A 16299-nucleotide genomic window follows, 5' to 3' on the forward strand; every position below is an offset into this window, starting at 1 on the left:
CTGAAATCAAAAGTACCGTTTCCCAATATCGAAAATCCGCCATGCAGTAAAAATACTTCCTTCAAGGAGCAAAAATGAATTTGTTGAACTTATTTAATCCGTTGCAAACTGCCGGCATGGAAGAAGAGTTTGATGCCATCAAAATCGGTATTGCCTCTCCCGAAACCATCCGCTCATGGTCTTATGGCGAAGTTAAAAAACCTGAAACCATCAACTACCGTACATTCAAACCTGAGCGCGACGGTTTGTTCTGCGCCAAAATCTTTGGCCCGGTCAAAGACTATGAATGTTTGTGCGGTAAATACAAACGCTTGAAATTTAAAGGTGTAACCTGTGAAAAATGTGGCGTAGAAGTGACCCTGTCCAAAGTGCGCCGCGAACGCATGGGCCACATTGAATTGGCTGCACCTGTTGCCCATATTTGGTTCTTGAAATCTCTGCCTTCCCGCTTGGGTATGGTACTGGACATGACTTTGCGCGATATCGAACGCGTATTGTACTTTGAAGCATTTGTGGTAACCGATCCCGGCATGACTCCGTTGCAACGTCGTCAATTGCTGACTGAAGACGATTACTACAACAAACTGGACGAATACGGCGACGACTTCGATGCCAAAATGGGTGCAGAAGGTATCCGCGAATTGCTGCGTACCTTGGACATTACCGGCGAAATCGAAATCCTGCGTCAAGAGTTGGAGTCTACCGGTTCTGATACCAAAATCAAAAAAATCGCCAAACGTTTGAAAGTATTGGAAGCCTTCCATCGTTCCGGCATGAAGCTGGAATGGATGATTATGGATGTGCTGCCGGTATTGCCGCCTGATTTGCGTCCGTTGGTTCCATTGGATGGTGGTCGTTTTGCCACTTCCGATTTGAACGATTTGTACCGTCGCGTTATCAACCGTAACAACCGTCTGAAACGTCTGTTGGAACTGCATGCGCCTGACATCATCGTTCGTAATGAAAAACGTATGTTGCAAGAAGCAGTTGACTCTCTGTTGGATAACGGCCGTCGCGGTAAAGCCATGACCGGTGCCAATAAACGTCCGCTGAAATCATTGGCAGACATGATTAAAGGTAAAGGCGGCCGCTTCCGTCAAAACCTGCTGGGTAAACGTGTGGACTACTCCGGTCGTTCCGTGATTACCGTAGGCCCATACCTGCGTCTGCACCAATGTGGTCTGCCGAAAAAAATGGCTTTGGAACTGTTCAAACCATTCATTTTCCACAAATTGGAAAAACAAGGTTTGGCTTCTACCGTTAAAGCTGCGAAAAAATTGGTAGAACAAGAAGTACCTGAAGTATGGGATATCTTGGAAGAAGTAATCCGCGAACATCCGATTATGTTGAACCGTGCGCCAACCCTGCACCGTTTGGGTATTCAAGCGTTCGAACCTATCCTGATCGAAGGTAAAGCGATTCAGCTGCACCCATTGGTGTGTGCCGCATTTAACGCCGACTTTGACGGTGACCAAATGGCTGTACACGTTCCATTGAGCTTGGAAGCACAAATGGAAGCACGCACGCTGATGCTGGCTTCAAACAACGTATTGTCTCCAGCCAACGGCGAACCAATCATCGTACCTTCTCAAGATATCGTATTGGGTCTGTACTACATGACCCGCGACCGTATCAATGCCAAAGGCGAAGGCAGCCTGTTTGCCGATGTGAAAGAAGTGCATCGTGCATACCATACCAAACAGGTTGAACTGGGTACGAAAATTACCGTACGTCTGCGTGAATGGGTGAAAAACGAAGCAGGTGAGTTTGAGCCTGTTGTTAACCGTTACGAAACAACTGTCGGCCGTGCATTGTTGAGCGAAATCTTGCCTAAAGGCCTGCCGTTCGAGTACATCAACAAAGCGCTGAAGAAAAAAGAAATTTCTAAACTGATTAACGCATCATTCCGTCTGTGCGGTCTGCGTGACACAGTTATTTTCGCCGACCACTTGATGTACACCGGTTTCGGTTTTGCGGCTAAAGGCGGTATTTCCATTGCGGTTGACGATATGGAAATTCCGAAAGAAAAAGCAGCTTTGCTGGCCGAGGCTAATGCCGAAGTTAAAGAAATCGAAGATCAATACCGTCAAGGTTTGGTAACCAACGGTGAACGTTACAACAAAGTGGTCGATATTTGGGGTCGTGCCGGCGATAAGATCGCTAAAGCGATGATGGACAACCTGTCCAAACAAAAAGTCATCGACCGTGACGGCAACGAAGTTGATCAAGAATCCTTCAACTCTATTTACATGATGGCCGACTCTGGTGCCCGTGGTTCTGCAGCTCAGATTAAACAGTTGTCCGGTATGCGTGGTTTGATGGCCAAACCTGACGGCTCTATTATCGAAACGCCGATTACCTCTAACTTCCGCGAAGGTTTGACCGTATTGCAATACTTTATTGCGACCCACGGTGCGCGTAAAGGTTTGGCAGATACCGCGTTGAAAACGGCAAACTCTGGTTACCTGACCCGTCGTCTGGTAGACGTAACTCAAGACTTGGTCGTTGTTGAAGATGATTGCGGTACTTCAGACGGCTTTGTCATGAAAGCAGTAGTACAAGGCGGTGACGTAATTGAAGCGTTGCGCGATCGTATTTTAGGCCGTGTTACAGCATCAGATGTTGTTGATCCTTCAACAGGAGAAACATTGGTTGAGGCAGGTACACTGCTGACTGAGAAATTAGTCGATATCATTGACCAATCTGGTGTTGACGAGGTTAAAGTCCGTACGCCAATTACTTGTAAAACCCGTCATGGTTTGTGTGCACACTGTTATGGCCGCGACTTGGCGCGCGGTAAACTGGTTAACGCTGGTGAAGCTGTAGGTGTAATTGCTGCACAATCTATTGGTGAGCCAGGTACTCAGCTGACCATGCGTACGTTCCATATCGGTGGTGCGGCATCTCGTGCGGCTGCTGCCAGCCAAGTGGAAGCCAAATCCAATGGTACAGCTCGTTTCAGCAGCCAAATGCGTTACGTTGCCAACAACAAAGGCGAGTTGGTTGTCATCGGCCGTTCTTGTGAAGTAGTGATTCACGACGATATCGGTCGCGAACGTGAACGTCACAAAGTACCTTACGGTGCAATCCTGCTGGTACAAGACGGTGAAGCCATTAAAGCCGGTCAAACTTTGGCAACTTGGGATCCGCATACCCGTCCGATGATTACCGAACACGCAGGTATGGTGAAATTCGAAAACGTGGAAGAGGGTGTTACCGTTGCGAAACAAACTGACGATGTAACCGGTTTGTCTACTTTGGTCGTGATTGACGGTAAACGTCGTTCTTCTAGTGCTTCTAAACTGTTGCGTCCGACTGTCAAACTGTTGGATGAAAATGGTTTGGAAATTTGCATCCCTGGTACGACTACCCCAGTTTCTATGGCATTCCCGGTCGGTGCGGTGATTACCATCCGTGAAGGTCAGGAAGTCGGTAAGGGTGATGTGTTGGCACGTATTCCACAAGCGTCTTCTAAAACCCGCGATATTACCGGTGGTCTGCCACGCGTAGCCGAATTGTTTGAAGCACGCGTGCCGAAAGATGCAGGTATGTTGGCTGAAATTACCGGTACCGTTTCCTTCGGTAAAGAAACCAAAGGTAAACAGCGCCTGATTATTACCGACGTAGACGGTGTAGCATACGAAACCCTGATTTCTAAAGAGAAACAGATTTTGGTACACGACGGTCAAGTGGTAAACCGCGGTGAAACCATCGTAGACGGTGCCGTAGATCCACACGATATTCTGCGTCTGCAAGGTATCGAAGCATTGGCTCGCTACATTGTTCAAGAGGTACAAGAGGTTTACCGCCTGCAGGGTGTGAAGATTTCCGATAAACACATCGAAGTCATCATCCGTCAAATGCTGCGTCGAGTGAACATTGTCGATTCCGGTGATACAGAGTTCATTACCGGCGAACAAGTTGAGCGTGGCGATGTAATGCTTGCCAATGAAAAAGCCATGGCTGAAGACAAAGAGCCGGCACGTTACGAAAACGTGTTGCTGGGTATTACCAAAGCTTCCTTGTCTACAGACAGCTTCATTTCTGCGGCATCGTTCCAAGAAACAACCCGCGTCTTGACCGAGGCTGCTATTATGGGCAAACAAGACGAGCTGCGCGGTTTGAAAGAGAACGTGATTGTCGGTCGATTGATTCCTGCCGGTACAGGTTTGACCTACCACCGCAGCCGTCATCAACAATGGCAGCAAGCCGATCAAGAAACTTCTGAAACCGAAGCTTCAGACGAATAATCCCGAGCGATTATTGTGAAAATAAAACCGCAAGCCAGTCTTGCGGTTTTATTTTTTAGAGGACTTAAAAGAGGGTGGAGTTTAAGGCCGTCTGAATAAATAAGGAAAGCAATGGAGAAAATAAGTAGAGAACCATATTTAAAATGGTAAAGGCCGTCTGAATGTTTCAGACGACCTTTGTTTCTAAAATTTAGACATAAATTGGAAAACACCAAACTTTATCAGTCATTTGCTTGACTAAACCCTTGCAATAAAAATATAATTCCAATCTTGTCGACATGGTGTCGGCAAGTATTTAACTCAACAGGACGAGAAAATATGCCAACTATTAACCAATTGGTACGCAAAGGCCGTCAAAAGCCTGTGTACGTAAACAAAGTGCCTGCACTGGAAGCTTGCCCGCAAAAACGTGGCGTGTGCACCCGTGTATACACAACTACCCCTAAAAAACCTAACTCTGCATTGCGTAAAGTATGTAAAGTTCGCCTGACTAACGGTTTTGAAGTAATTTCATATATCGGCGGTGAAGGTCACAACCTGCAAGAGCACAGCGTCGTATTGATTCGCGGCGGTCGTGTAAAAGACTTGCCAGGTGTACGTTACCACACTGTACGCGGTTCTTTGGATACTGCAGGTGTTAAAGACCGTAAACAAGCCCGTTCTAAATACGGTGCTAAGCGTCCTAAATAATTATCGGGACTCAAATAGGCACGTCGGCCGCCTAAGCTGAATAACGGCCGAGTAAGTGAATGCTCAATTGGGTATTCATGGGAATTGACCCAACTGAATAGATTAAAGGAAATTAAAATGCCAAGACGTAGAGAAGTCCCTAAGCGCGACGTACTGCCAGATCCTAAATTCGGCAGCGTTGAGCTGACTAAATTCATGAACGTATTGATGATTGACGGTAAAAAATCTGTTGCAGAACGTATCGTTTACGGTGCGCTGGAACAAATTGAGAAAAAAACCGGCAAAGTAGCAATCGAAGTGTTTAACGAAGCCATTGCAAACGCCAAACCTATCGTGGAAGTGAAAAGCCGCCGTGTAGGTGGTGCAAACTACCAAGTTCCTGTTGAAGTTCGTCCTTCACGTCGTCTGGCTTTGGCAATGCGCTGGGTTCGCGATGCGGCCCGTAAACGTGGTGAGAAATCTATGGACCTGCGTTTGGCAGGCGAACTGATTGATGCGGCTGAAGGTCGTGGCGGTGCGTTGAAAAAACGTGAAGAAGTACACCGCATGGCTGAAGCTAACAAAGCATTCTCTCACTTCCGTTTCTAATATCGAAAGGCTAACAAAATGGCTCGTAAGACCCCTATCAGCCTGTATCGCAATATTGGTATTTCTGCCCATATTGACGCGGGTAAAACAACCACAACAGAACGTATTCTGTTCTATACAGGTTTGACTCATAAATTGGGCGAAGTGCATGACGGCGCGGCTACTACCGACTACATGGAACAAGAGCAAGAGCGTGGTATTACCATTACTTCTGCTGCTGTGACTTCTTATTGGTCTGGTATGGCGAAACAGTTCCCTGAGCACCGTTTCAACATCATCGACACCCCGGGACACGTTGACTTCACCGTAGAGGTAGAGCGTTCTATGCGTGTATTGGACGGCGCGGTAATGGTTTACTGTGCAGTAGGCGGTGTTCAACCTCAATCTGAAACCGTATGGCGTCAAGCTAACAAATACCAAGTACCTCGCTTGGCATTTGTAAACAAAATGGACCGTCAAGGTGCCAACTTCTTCCGCGTTGTTGAGCAAATGAAAACCCGTTTGCGCGCAAACCCAGTACCTATCGTGATTCCGGTTGGTGCGGAAGACAGCTTCAGCGGTGTTGTTGACCTGTTGAAAATGAAATCCATTATTTGGAATGAAGCCGATAAAGGTACAACCTTTACCTATGGCGATATTCCTGCTGAATTGGTTGAGACTGCCGAAGAATGGCGTCAAAACATGATTGAAGCTGCAGCAGAAGCCAGCGAAGAATTGATGGACAAATACTTGGGCGGTGATGAGCTGACCGAAGAAGAAATCGTAGGCGCATTGCGTCAACGTACTTTGGCCGGTGAAATTCAACCAATGTTGTGCGGTTCAGCATTTAAAAACAAAGGTGTTCAACGTATGTTGGACGCAGTTGTAGAATTGCTGCCTGCTCCTACCGACATTCCTCCAGTTCAAGGTGTTAACCCTAACACTGAAGAAGCCGACAGCCGTCAAGCCAGCGATGAAGAGAAATTCTCTGCATTGGCGTTTAAAATGTTGAATGATAAATACGTTGGTCAATTGACATTTATCCGCGTTTACTCTGGTGTGGTGAAATCCGGTGATACCGTATTGAACTCTGTAAAAGGTACTCGCGAACGTATCGGTCGTCTGGTGCAAATGACTGCTGCAGATCGTACTGAAATCGAAGAAGTACGCGCTGGTGATATTGCAGCTGCAATCGGTTTGAAAGACGTTACCACGGGTGAAACTCTGTGTGCTGAAAGCGCACCAATCATCTTGGAACGCATGGAATTCCCTGAGCCGGTAATTCACATTGCTGTTGAGCCAAAAACCAAAGCCGACCAAGAGAAAATGGGTATTGCCCTGAACCGTTTGGCTAAGGAAGACCCTTCTTTCCGCGTTCGTACAGACGAAGAATCCGGTCAAACCATTATTTCCGGTATGGGTGAGCTGCACTTGGAAATTATTGTTGACCGTATGAAACGCGAATTCGGTGTGGAAGCAAACATCGGTGCGCCTCAAGTGGCTTACCGTGAAACCATCCGCAAAGAAGTTGAAGCTGAATACAAACATGCCAAACAATCTGGTGGTAAAGGTCAATACGGTCACGTTGTGATCAAAATGGAACCTATGGAACCAGGTGGTGCGGGCTACGAATTTATCGATGAAATTAAAGGTGGTGTGATTCCTCGCGAATTTATTCCGTCTGTCGATAAAGGTATTCGCGATACTTTGCCTAACGGTATCGTTGCCGGTTACCCAGTTGTTGACGTTCGTGTACGTTTGATTTTCGGTTCTTCGCATGATGTTGACTCTTCGCAACTGGCCTTCGAATTGGCAGCTTCTCAAGCCTTTAAAGAAGGTATGCGTAAAGCCAATCCAGCTCTGTTGGAACCAATCATGGCAGTTGAGGTGGAAACACCTGAAGAATACATGGGTGACGTAATGGGCGACTTGAACCGTCGTCGTGGCGTTGTATTGGGTATGGATGATGACGGTATCGGTGGTAAGAAAGTTCGCGCCGAAGTACCTCTGGCAGAAATGTTCGGTTACTCAACCGACTTGCGTTCTGCAACCCAAGGTCGCGCTACTTACTCCATGGAGTTCAAAAAATACGCTGAAGCTCCTGCTCACGTAGCTGCTGCTGTAACTGAAGCCCGCAAAGGCTAATCAGAAAAGGCCGTCTGAAACTGAAAATAAATTTTCAGACGGCCATTGTTCTTTAATCGATCTTTATATGTAAAGGAATTAGCTCATGGCTAAGGAAAAATTTGAACGTAGCAAACCGCACGTAAACGTTGGCACCATCGGTCACGTTGACCATGGTAAAACCACTCTGACTGCTGCTTTGACTACTATTTTGGCTAAAAAATTCGGTGGCGCTGCAAAAGCTTACGACCAAATCGACAACGCTCCTGAAGAAAAAGCCCGCGGTATTACCATTAATACCTCACACGTAGAATACGAAACTGAAACCCGTCACTACGCACACGTAGACTGCCCGGGCCACGCCGACTACGTTAAAAACATGATTACCGGTGCTGCCCAAATGGACGGCGCGATCTTGGTATGTTCCGCAGCTGACGGTCCTATGCCACAAACTCGCGAACACATCCTGTTGGCTCGCCAAGTAGGTGTACCTTACATCATCGTATTCATGAACAAATGCGACATGGTTGACGATGCCGAGCTGTTGGAACTGGTTGAAATGGAAATCCGTGACTTGTTGTCAAGCTACGACTTCCCAGGTGATGACTGCCCAATCGTACAAGGTTCTGCACTGAAAGCTTTGGAAGGTGACGCTGGTTACGAAGAAAAAATCTTCGAATTGGCTGCTGCCTTGGACAGCTACATCCCAACACCTGAGCGTGCTGTGGACAAACCTTTCTTGTTACCTATCGAAGACGTATTCTCTATCTCTGGCCGTGGTACAGTAGTAACCGGTCGTGTAGAGCGCGGTATCATCCACGTTGGTGATGAGATCGAAATCGTAGGTCTGAAAGAAACTCAAAAAACCACTTGTACCGGTGTTGAAATGTTCCGCAAACTGCTGGACGAAGGTCAAGCAGGTGACAACGTAGGCGTATTGCTGCGTGGTACTAAACGTGAAGACGTAGAACGTGGTCAAGTATTGGCTAAACCAGGTACTATCACTCCTCACACCAAATTCAAAGCAGAAGTATACGTACTGAGCAAAGAAGAGGGTGGTCGTCACACTCCATTCTTCGCTAACTACCGTCCACAATTCTACTTCCGTACTACTGACGTAACTGGTGCAGTTACTTTGGAAGAAGGCGTAGAAATGGTAATGCCAGGTGAGAACGTAACCATTACTGTAGAACTGATTGCGCCAATCGCTATGGAAGAAGGTCTGCGCTTTGCGATTCGCGAAGGTGGTCGTACCGTAGGTGCGGGTGTGGTTTCTTCTGTAATCGCTTAATTGAGGGATATTGATAAATGGCAAACCAAAAAATCCGTATCCGCCTGAAAGCTTATGATTACAGTCTGATTGACCGTTCTGCGCAAGAAATCGTTGAAACTGCCAAACGTACTGGCGCTGTTGTTAAAGGTCCGATTCCTTTGCCAACTAAAATCGAACGTTTCAACATTTTGCGTTCTCCTCACGTGAACAAAACTTCTCGTGAACAATTGGAAATCCGTACCCACTTGCGTCTGATGGACATCGTGGACTGGACTGACAAAACTACTGATGCACTGATGAAACTGGATCTTCCAGCAGGTGTGGATGTAGAAATTAAAGTTCAATAAGAACTGAAAAACCGAACAGCTTAGCTGTTCGGTTTTTTATAGAATTCTTAGGCCGTCTGAAAATTTTCAGATATTTGGCAACACTTCATCCGAAAAAAATGATGGGTTTAAGAAGTAAAATTGAAATTTTTGTTGATATTTCTTTGATTTGTCAATTATAATGGCGGACTTGGTACATCCGTATCAAGTTTAACTTTGTCTGAAAGGCAGGCCAATCGTAGCCCGCCCCTTTACTTAAAAGGAAAATAATCATGACTTTAGGTCTGGTTGGACGCAAAGTTGGTATGACTCGCGTGTTCGACGAACAGGGTGTTTCTGTTCCGGTAACTGTTTTGGATATGTCTGCCAACCGCGTTACACAAGTGAAATCCAAAGATACTGACGGCTACACTGCTGTACAAGTTACCTTTGGTCAGAAAAAAGCTAATCGTGTCAACAAAACTGAAGCCGGTCACTTTGCTAAAGCAGGTGTTGAAGCCGGTCGCGGTTTGGTTGAGTTTGCTTTGACTGAAGAAAAACTGGCTGAATTGAAAGCCGGTGATGAAATTACCGTTTCTATGTTTGAAGTTGGTCAATTGGTAGATGTAACCGGTACCTCTAAAGGTAAAGGTTTCTCTGGTACGATTAAACGTCATAACTTCGGTGCTCAACGTACTTCCCACGGTAACTCCCGTTCTCACCGTGTTCCTGGTTCTATCGGTATGGCACAAGACCCTGGTCGCGTGTTCCCTGGTAAGCGTATGGCAGGTCAATACGGTAACACTAAAGCAACTGTTCAAAAATTGGAAGTTGTACGTGTTGATGCTGAACGCCAACTCTTGTTGGTTAAAGGTGCTGTTCCGGGTTCGGTTAACAGCGACGTCGTGGTTCGTCCTAGCGTGAAAGTAGGTGCGTAATGGAATTGAAAGTAATTGACGCTAAAGGACAAGTATCTGGCAGCTTGGCTGTTTCTGATGCTTTGTTTGCTCGTGAATACAATGAAGCTCTGGTTCACCAACTGGTTACTGCTTACTTGGCAAATGCCCGTTCTGGTAATCGTGCTCAAAAAACTCGTGCCGAAGTAAACCACTCTACTAAAAAACCATGGCGCCAAAAAGGTACCGGTCGTGCTCGTTCCGGTATGACTTCTTCTCCGCTGTGGCGTAAAGGTGGTCGTGCATTCCCAAACAAACCAGATGAAAACTTCACTCAAAAAGTGAACCGTAAAATGTACCGTGCCGGTATGGCGACTATTTTGTCCCAATTGGCTCGTGATGAACGTTTGTTTGCAATCGAAGCATTGACTACTGAAACTCCTAAAACCAAAGTTTTTGCTGAACAAGTGAAAAATTTGGGTTTGGAGCAAGTTCTGTTTGTAACTAAACAGCTCGACGAGAATGTTTACTTGGCTTCACGCAACTTGCCTAACGTATTGGTTTTGGAAGCTCAACAAGTTGATCCTTACAGCTTGCTGCGTTACAAAAAAGTCGTTATCACTAAAGATGCAGTTGCACAATTAGAGGAGCAATGGGTATGAATCAACAACGTTTGACTCAAGTAATCTTGGCACCTATCGTTTCTGAAAAAAGCAACGTATTGGCTGAAAAACGTAACCAAATGACGTTTAAAGTTTTGGCAAATGCAACCAAACCTGAAATTAAAGCAGCCGTTGAGTTGTTGTTCGGCGTTCAAGTTGCAAACGTTACTACTGTTACCATTAAAGGTAAAGTTAAACGTTTTGGTCGCACTTTAGGTCGTCGCAGCGATGTTAAAAAGGCTTATGTAAGTCTGGCTGCCGGTCAAGAGTTGGATTTGGAAGCCGCTGCTGCAGCTGCAGATAAGGAATAAACAAAATGGCAATCGTTAAAATGAAGCCGACCTCTGCAGGCCGTCGCGGCATGGTTCGCGTGGTAACAGAAGGTTTGCACAAAGGTGCACCTTATGCACCTCTGCTCGAAAAGAAAAATTCTACTGCCGGTCGTAACAACAATGGTCATATTACTACCCGTCATAAAGGTGGTGGCCATAAACATCATTACCGCGTAGTAGATTTTAAACGTAACAAAGACGGTATCCCTGCAAAAGTAGAGCGTATCGAATATGACCCTAACCGTACTGCATTTATCGCACTGTTGTGCTATGCAGATGGTGAGCGTCGCTACATCATTGCTCCTCGTGGTATTCAAGCAGGTGCAGTATTGGTTTCCGGTGCTGAGGCTGCTATCAAAGTAGGTAACACTCTACCGATCCGCAATATTCCTGTTGGTACAACTATTCACTGTATCGAAATGAAACCAGGTAAAGGTGCGCAAATTGCGCGTTCTGCTGGTGCTTCTGCGGTATTGCTTGCAAAAGAAGGTGCTTACGCACAAGTTCGTTTGCGTTCTGGTGAAGTACGCAAAATTAGCGTAAATTGCCGTGCAACTATCGGTGAAGTTGGTAACGAAGAACAAAGCCTGAAAAAAATCGGTAAAGCTGGTGCTAACCGCTGGCGTGGTATTCGTCCGACCGTTCGTGGTGTTGTAATGAACCCTGTTGATCACCCACATGGTGGTGGTGAAGGCCGTACTGGTGAGGCTCGCGAACCGGTTAGCCCATGGGGTACTCCTGCTAAGGGCTACCGCACTCGTAATAACAAACGCACGGATAACATGATTGTTCGTCGTCGTTACTCAAATAAAGGTTAATTAGTATGGCTCGTTCATTAAAAAAAGGCCCATATGTAGACCTGCATTTGCTGAAAAAAGTAGATGCTGCTCGTGCAAGCAACGACAAACGCCCAATTAAAACTTGGTCACGTCGTTCTACCATTTTGCCTGATTTTATCGGTCTAACTATCGCTGTTCACAACGGTCGCACTCACGTGCCTGTGTTCATCAGCGACAATATGGTTGGTCATAAATTAGGTGAGTTCTCATTGACCCGTACCTTTAAAGGCCACTTGGCTGATAAAAAGGCTAAAAAGAAATAAGGTGAATCATGAGAGTAAGTGCACAACATAAAAACGCCCGTATTTCAGCTCAAAAAGCTCGTTTGGTGGCTGATTTAATTCGTGGTAAAGACGTTGCCCAAGCTTTGAATATCTTGGCATTCAGCCCTAAAAAAGGTGCTGAGCTGATTAAAAAAGTATTGGAATCAGCAATCGCCAATGCCGAGCACAACAATGGTGCTGATATTGACGAATTGAAAGTGGTAACTATCTTTGTTGACAAAGGCCCAAGCTTGAAACGTTTCCAAGCTCGTGCCAAAGGTCGCGGTAACCGCATCGAGAAACAAACTTGTCATATTAATGTGACAGTGGGCAACTAAGGAAAAGCTATGGGACAAAAGATTAACCCTACAGGCTTTCGCCTGGCGGTAACTAAAGACTGGGCTTCAAAATGGTTTGCTAAAAGCACCGACTTTTCTACTGTTTTGAAACAAGATATTGATGTTCGTAATTACTTGCGTAAAAAACTGGCCAATGCTTCAGTTGGTCGCGTAGTGATCGAACGTCCTGCAAAATCTGCGCGTATTACCATTCACTCTGCTCGTCCAGGTGTGGTTATTGGTAAAAAAGGTGAGGATATCGAAATCTTGAAACGTGACTTGCAAGCTCTGATGGGTGTGCCTGTTCATGTCAATATTGAAGAGATTCGTCGTCCTGAATTGGATGCGCAAATCATTGCTGATGGTATTGCCCAGCAGCTTGAAAAACGTGTTCAATTCCGTCGCGCTATGAAACGTGCAATGCAAAATGCAATGCGTTCTGGTGCTAAAGGCATCAAGATCATGACTTCAGGCCGTCTGAATGGTGCTGATATCGCTCGTAGCGAATGGTACCGTGAAGGTCGTGTACCTTTGCATACTTTGCGTGCGAACGTAGATTATGCAACTAGCGAAGCACACACTACTTATGGTGTACTGGGTCTGAAAGTTTGGGTTTATACAGAAGGTAATATTAAATCTTCTAAACCTGAGCATGAGAAGAAACAAAGAAAGGCAGGTGGACGTAATGCTGCAGCCAACTAGACTGAAATATCGCAAGCAACAAAAAGGCCGTAACACCGGTATTGCTACCCGCGGTAACAAAGTAAGTTTCGGTGAGTTCGGTTTGAAAGCCGTAGGCCGTGGTCGTTTGACTGCCCGCCAAATCGAAGCTGCTCGTCGTACTATGACTCGTCATATTAAACGTGGCGGTCGTATTTGGATCCGTGTATTCCCTGATAAACCAATTACTGAGAAACCTATCCAAGTTCGTATGGGTGGCGGTAAAGGTAATGTGGAATATTACATTGCTGAAGTTAAACCAGGCAAAGTATTGTACGAAATGGACGGTGTTCCTGAGTCTTTGGCTCGTGAAGCATTTGAATTGGCCGCTGCCAAATTGCCTATTCCTACAACCTTTGTAGTAAGACAGGTGGGTCAATAATGAAAGCAAATGAATTGAAAGACAAATCTATTGAGCAATTAAACTCTGATTTGTTGGACTTGTTGAAAGCTCAGTTTGGCTTACGCATGCAAAATGCAACCGGTCAGTTGGGTAAATCTAGCGAGTTGAAACGTGTACGTCGCGATATTGCTCGTATTAAAACCATTTTAACTGAAAAAGGTGCTAAGTAATGAGCGAAGCTAAAAATGTTCGTACTTTGCAAGGCAAAGTGGTAAGCGACAAAATGGACAAAACTGTTACAGTATTGGTTGAACGTAAAGTTAAACACCCTTTGTACGGTAAAATTATTCGTTTATCAACTAAAATCCATGCTCATGATGAAAACAATCAATATGGCATTGGTGATGTAGTGGTAATCGAGGAATCTCGTCCTTTGTCAAAAACCAAGTCTTGGGTTGTAAAAGAATTGGTTGAGAAAGCGCGTACTGTTTGATTTAAAACACAGTAATGTAGCTTAATAAGAAACGAAGTCTTGCAGCAAAGTTAATTTGCGTGTAAACTTCGTTTCTTATCTTCCAGCTTCTTATGGAAGTTTCTCTCCCTTCGGGATCCAAGACTGGTTTACTAGAACCGTGATGGTTTCATTTAATAAGCAGCTTAAAGTAAGGTGCGAGTTATATGAAAGTGGTAAATTAAGTTGGTTAATTTAAAGGTACTAATATGATTCAAATGCAGACCATCTTAGATGTGGCTGATAACTCTGGTGCGCGTCGCGTAATGTGCATCAAAGTATTAGGCGGATCTAAGCGTCGCTACGCTTCTGTTGGCGATATTATTAAAGTTGCAGTTAAAGATGCAGCCCCACGTGGTCGTGTCAAAAAAGGTGATGTATACAATGCGGTAGTTGTTCGTACTGCTAAAGGTGTGCGTCGTCCTGATGGTGCGTTAATTAAATTCGATAACAATGCTGCTGTGTTGTTGAATAATAAACTTGAACCTCTGGGTACTCGTATTTTTGGTCCGGTAACCCGTGAATTGCGTACTGAGCGATTTATGAAAATCGTTTCATTGGCGCCTGAAGTATTATAAGGAATAGCGCGATGAATAAAATCATTAAAGGCGATCAGGTTGTAGTGATTACCGGTAAAGATAAAGGTAAGCAAGGTCAAGTAGTTCGAGTATTGGGTGATAAAGTTGTTGTTGAGGGTGTTAATGTTGTAAAACGCCATCAAAAACCTAATCCAATGCGCGGTATTGAGGGTGGCATTATTACTAAAGAAATGCCTTTGGATATTTCTAATGTTGCAATCCTGAATCCGGAAACTAATAAAGCAGACCGTGTTGGTATTAAGCTGATTGAAAATGAAGGCAAAGTTAAACGCGTTCGTTTCTTCAAATCAAATGGCTCTATCATTGGAGCATAAGGAGATAACATGGCTCGTTTGAGAGAGTTTTATAAAGATACAGTTGTTCCTGAATTGGTTAAACAATTTGGTTACAAATCAGTAATGGAAGTTCCACGTATTGAAAAAATCACCTTGAATATGGGTGTGGGTGAAGCTGTTGCTGATAAAAAAGTTATGGAACACGCTGTTTCTGATTTAGAGAAAATTGCTGGTCAAAAACCAGTTGTTACTGTTGCTCGTAAATCTATCGCGGGTTTTAAAATCCGTGATAACTATCCAGTTGGTTGCAAAGTAACTTTGCGTCGTGATCAAATGTTTGAATTCTTGGATCGTTTGATTACTATTGCGTTGCCTCGCGTACGTGACTTCCGTGGTGTAAGCGGTAAATCATTTGATGGTCGTGGCAATTACAATATGGGCGTTCGTGAGCAAATTATTTTCCCGGAAATTGAATACGATAAAATCGATGCTTTGCGTGGTTTGAATATTACTATTACAACTACTGCAAAAACTGATGAAGAAGCGAAAGCTTTGTTGTCACTGTTCAAGTTTCCGTTTAAAGGATAATCATGGCTAAGAAAGCACTTATTAATCGTGAGCTGAAACGTCAAGCATTGGCGAAAAAGTTTGCAGCTAAACGTGAGGCAATTTTCGCTGTTATTAATGATGCTAATGCGACTGAAGAAGAACGTTTTGAAGCACGTTTGAAATTTCAATCCATTCCTCGTAATGCAGCACCTGTACGTCAACGTCGTCGTTGTGCTTTAACAGGTCGTCCTCGTGGCACTTTCCGTAAATTTGGTTTGGGCCGTATTAAAATCCGTGAAATCGCTATGCGTGGCGAGATCCCTGGTGTTGTTAAAGCTAGCTGGTAATAGGAGTATAAATAATGAGTATGCATGATCCTATTTCCGATATGTTGACTCGTATTCGCAATGCGCAACGTGCTAATAAAGCAGTAGTTGCCATGCCTTCCTCTAAACTGAAATGTGCAATTGCAAAAGTTTTGAAAGAAGAAGGTTATATCGAGGATTTTGCGGTTTCTGCTGATGCAAAACCGGTATTGGAAATTCAATTGAAATACTATGCAGGTCGTCCTGTGATTGAGCAAATTAAACGTGTTTCACGTCCAGGTTTGCGTATTTACAAAGCATCAAGTGAGATCCCTAGCGTAATGAATGGCTTGGGTGTCGCTATTGTTAGTACTTCTAAAGGTGTAATGACTGATCGCAAAGCCCGTTCTGAGGGTGTTGGTGGTGAGTTGTTGTGCATCGTAGCCTAGTGGAGAAAA

Annotated in this window: 21 protein-coding genes; all 21 read left to right on the plus strand. The window is 44.9% G+C overall.

The genetic code is table 11. The features are described 5' to 3' along the window. The first annotated feature begins 74 nt into the window (after nucleotides 1-74). The 21 genes from rpoC to rpsH all read left to right on the plus strand — a co-directional run bounded on the left by rpoC (nucleotide 75) and on the right by rpsH (nucleotide 16290). Entirely contained in the window at nucleotides 75-4250 is a 4176-nt protein-coding gene (gene rpoC, locus ACTHTU_RS06945; RefSeq protein WP_070461127.1) for a DNA-directed RNA polymerase subunit beta', read from the plus strand. A 318-nt stretch (nucleotides 4251-4568) separates the two neighbouring features. Beyond that, entirely contained in the window at nucleotides 4569-4940 is a 372-nt protein-coding gene (rpsL, locus tag ACTHTU_RS06950; protein ID WP_002218431.1) for a 30S ribosomal protein S12, read from the plus strand. A gap of 117 nt (nucleotides 4941-5057) precedes the next feature. Next, complete coding sequence (gene rpsG, locus ACTHTU_RS06955) at nucleotides 5058-5528, plus strand: 30S ribosomal protein S7 (RefSeq protein ID WP_002240962.1); 471 nt, start codon at nucleotides 5058-5060, stop codon at nucleotides 5526-5528. 18 nt (nucleotides 5529-5546) lie between these two features. Next, on the plus strand, nucleotides 5547-7652 hold the full coding sequence (gene fusA / locus ACTHTU_RS06960) for an elongation factor G (RefSeq protein ID WP_036491326.1): 2106 nt from the start codon (nucleotides 5547-5549) through the stop codon (nucleotides 7650-7652). Between the two features lie 85 nt (nucleotides 7653-7737). After that, nucleotides 7738-8922 (plus strand): elongation factor Tu, encoded by a 1185-nt coding sequence (gene tuf / locus ACTHTU_RS06965; protein WP_004520187.1) that lies wholly within the window; start codon nucleotides 7738-7740, stop codon nucleotides 8920-8922. Nucleotides 8923-8939: 17 nt separating this feature from the next. Beyond that, nucleotides 8940-9251, plus strand: a complete 312-nt coding sequence (gene rpsJ / locus ACTHTU_RS06970) for a 30S ribosomal protein S10 (RefSeq protein WP_002642322.1) — start codon at nucleotides 8940-8942, stop codon at nucleotides 9249-9251. Between the two features lie 251 nt (nucleotides 9252-9502). Continuing rightward, on the plus strand, nucleotides 9503-10147 hold the full coding sequence (rplC, locus tag ACTHTU_RS06975) for a 50S ribosomal protein L3 (protein WP_004464584.1): 645 nt from the start codon (nucleotides 9503-9505) through the stop codon (nucleotides 10145-10147). After that, entirely contained in the window at nucleotides 10147-10767 is a 621-nt protein-coding gene (rplD, locus tag ACTHTU_RS06980) for a 50S ribosomal protein L4 (protein ID WP_440362151.1), read from the plus strand. Before rplC ends, rplD begins: the two co-directional genes overlap by 1 nt. Continuing rightward, nucleotides 10764-11078, plus strand: coding sequence for a 50S ribosomal protein L23 (rplW, locus tag ACTHTU_RS06985; protein WP_440362152.1), 315 nt, complete (start codon nucleotides 10764-10766; stop codon nucleotides 11076-11078). The genes rplD and rplW overlap by 4 nt, the downstream gene beginning before the upstream one ends. Before the next feature lie 5 nt (nucleotides 11079-11083). Continuing rightward, nucleotides 11084-11917 (plus strand): 50S ribosomal protein L2, encoded by an 834-nt coding sequence (rplB, locus tag ACTHTU_RS06990; protein WP_003684813.1) that lies wholly within the window; start codon nucleotides 11084-11086, stop codon nucleotides 11915-11917. 5 nt (nucleotides 11918-11922) lie between these two features. Next, nucleotides 11923-12201 carry a 30S ribosomal protein S19 gene (gene rpsS / locus ACTHTU_RS06995; RefSeq protein WP_002215422.1) on the plus strand — a complete coding sequence of 93 codons (279 nt, stop codon included), beginning with the start codon at nucleotides 11923-11925 and terminating at the stop codon, nucleotides 12199-12201. 8 nt (nucleotides 12202-12209) lie between these two features. Beyond that, nucleotides 12210-12539 (plus strand): 50S ribosomal protein L22, encoded by a 330-nt coding sequence (gene rplV, locus ACTHTU_RS07000; RefSeq protein WP_003749277.1) that lies wholly within the window; start codon nucleotides 12210-12212, stop codon nucleotides 12537-12539. Nucleotides 12540-12548: 9 nt separating this feature from the next. After that, entirely contained in the window at nucleotides 12549-13241 is a 693-nt protein-coding gene (rpsC, locus tag ACTHTU_RS07005) for a 30S ribosomal protein S3 (protein WP_003684753.1), read from the plus strand. Beyond that, complete coding sequence (gene rplP / locus ACTHTU_RS07010; RefSeq protein WP_003684741.1) at nucleotides 13225-13641, plus strand: 50S ribosomal protein L16; 417 nt, start codon at nucleotides 13225-13227, stop codon at nucleotides 13639-13641. Before rpsC ends, rplP begins: the two co-directional genes overlap by 17 nt. Then, nucleotides 13641-13832: a 50S ribosomal protein L29 gene (gene rpmC, locus ACTHTU_RS07015; protein WP_003684705.1), complete on the plus strand. Its 192-nt coding sequence runs from the start codon at nucleotides 13641-13643 to the stop codon at nucleotides 13830-13832. Before rplP ends, rpmC begins: the two co-directional genes overlap by 1 nt. Next, nucleotides 13832-14095, plus strand: coding sequence for a 30S ribosomal protein S17 (gene rpsQ, locus ACTHTU_RS07020; RefSeq protein ID WP_003684766.1), 264 nt, complete (start codon nucleotides 13832-13834; stop codon nucleotides 14093-14095). The genes rpmC and rpsQ overlap by 1 nt, the downstream gene beginning before the upstream one ends. 227 nt (nucleotides 14096-14322) lie before the next feature. Further along, nucleotides 14323-14691 (plus strand): 50S ribosomal protein L14, encoded by a 369-nt coding sequence (gene rplN, locus ACTHTU_RS07025; RefSeq protein ID WP_002215434.1) that lies wholly within the window; start codon nucleotides 14323-14325, stop codon nucleotides 14689-14691. A gap of 11 nt (nucleotides 14692-14702) precedes the next feature. Beyond that, nucleotides 14703-15026 carry a 50S ribosomal protein L24 gene (rplX, locus tag ACTHTU_RS07030; protein ID WP_036493506.1) on the plus strand — a complete coding sequence of 108 codons (324 nt, stop codon included), beginning with the start codon at nucleotides 14703-14705 and terminating at the stop codon, nucleotides 15024-15026. 9 nt (nucleotides 15027-15035) lie between these two features. Further along, complete coding sequence (gene rplE, locus ACTHTU_RS07035; protein WP_003684750.1) at nucleotides 15036-15575, plus strand: 50S ribosomal protein L5; 540 nt, start codon at nucleotides 15036-15038, stop codon at nucleotides 15573-15575. 2 nt (nucleotides 15576-15577) lie between these two features. Then, a complete protein-coding gene (gene rpsN, locus ACTHTU_RS07040; protein ID WP_003684736.1) occupies nucleotides 15578-15883 on the plus strand; it encodes a 30S ribosomal protein S14 in 306 nt (101 codons plus the stop codon). A 14-nt stretch (nucleotides 15884-15897) separates the two neighbouring features. Beyond that, nucleotides 15898-16290, plus strand: a complete 393-nt coding sequence (gene rpsH, locus ACTHTU_RS07045; protein ID WP_063075320.1) for a 30S ribosomal protein S8 — start codon at nucleotides 15898-15900, stop codon at nucleotides 16288-16290. The last annotated feature ends 9 nt before the right edge of the window (nucleotides 16291-16299 follow it).

It is taken from the genome of Neisseria sp. P0020.S005, from assembly GCF_051957055.1.
Lineage (GTDB): Bacteria > Pseudomonadota > Gammaproteobacteria > Burkholderiales > Neisseriaceae > Neisseria > Neisseria subflava_A.

Coding starts and splice junctions, on each gene's coding strand:
- rpoC (WP_070461127.1), top strand. CDS start 75: ATGAATTTGTTGAACTTATTTAATCCGTTGCAAACTGCCGGCATGGAA.
- rpsL (WP_002218431.1), top strand. CDS start 4,569: ATGCCAACTATTAACCAATTGGTACGCAAAGGCCGTCAAAAGCCTGTG.
- rpsG (WP_002240962.1), top strand. CDS start 5,058: ATGCCAAGACGTAGAGAAGTCCCTAAGCGCGACGTACTGCCAGATCCT.
- fusA (WP_036491326.1), top strand. CDS start 5,547: ATGGCTCGTAAGACCCCTATCAGCCTGTATCGCAATATTGGTATTTCT.
- tuf (WP_004520187.1), top strand. CDS start 7,738: ATGGCTAAGGAAAAATTTGAACGTAGCAAACCGCACGTAAACGTTGGC.
- rpsJ (WP_002642322.1), top strand. CDS start 8,940: ATGGCAAACCAAAAAATCCGTATCCGCCTGAAAGCTTATGATTACAGT.
- rplC (WP_004464584.1), top strand. CDS start 9,503: ATGACTTTAGGTCTGGTTGGACGCAAAGTTGGTATGACTCGCGTGTTC.
- rplD (WP_440362151.1), top strand. CDS start 10,147: ATGGAATTGAAAGTAATTGACGCTAAAGGACAAGTATCTGGCAGCTTG.
- rplW (WP_440362152.1), top strand. CDS start 10,764: ATGAATCAACAACGTTTGACTCAAGTAATCTTGGCACCTATCGTTTCT.
- rplB (WP_003684813.1), top strand. CDS start 11,084: ATGGCAATCGTTAAAATGAAGCCGACCTCTGCAGGCCGTCGCGGCATG.
- rpsS (WP_002215422.1), top strand. CDS start 11,923: ATGGCTCGTTCATTAAAAAAAGGCCCATATGTAGACCTGCATTTGCTG.
- rplV (WP_003749277.1), top strand. CDS start 12,210: ATGAGAGTAAGTGCACAACATAAAAACGCCCGTATTTCAGCTCAAAAA.
- rpsC (WP_003684753.1), top strand. CDS start 12,549: ATGGGACAAAAGATTAACCCTACAGGCTTTCGCCTGGCGGTAACTAAA.
- rplP (WP_003684741.1), top strand. CDS start 13,225: ATGCTGCAGCCAACTAGACTGAAATATCGCAAGCAACAAAAAGGCCGT.
- rpmC (WP_003684705.1), top strand. CDS start 13,641: ATGAAAGCAAATGAATTGAAAGACAAATCTATTGAGCAATTAAACTCT.
- rpsQ (WP_003684766.1), top strand. CDS start 13,832: ATGAGCGAAGCTAAAAATGTTCGTACTTTGCAAGGCAAAGTGGTAAGC.
- rplN (WP_002215434.1), top strand. CDS start 14,323: ATGATTCAAATGCAGACCATCTTAGATGTGGCTGATAACTCTGGTGCG.
- rplX (WP_036493506.1), top strand. CDS start 14,703: ATGAATAAAATCATTAAAGGCGATCAGGTTGTAGTGATTACCGGTAAA.
- rplE (WP_003684750.1), top strand. CDS start 15,036: ATGGCTCGTTTGAGAGAGTTTTATAAAGATACAGTTGTTCCTGAATTG.
- rpsN (WP_003684736.1), top strand. CDS start 15,578: ATGGCTAAGAAAGCACTTATTAATCGTGAGCTGAAACGTCAAGCATTG.
- rpsH (WP_063075320.1), top strand. CDS start 15,898: ATGAGTATGCATGATCCTATTTCCGATATGTTGACTCGTATTCGCAAT.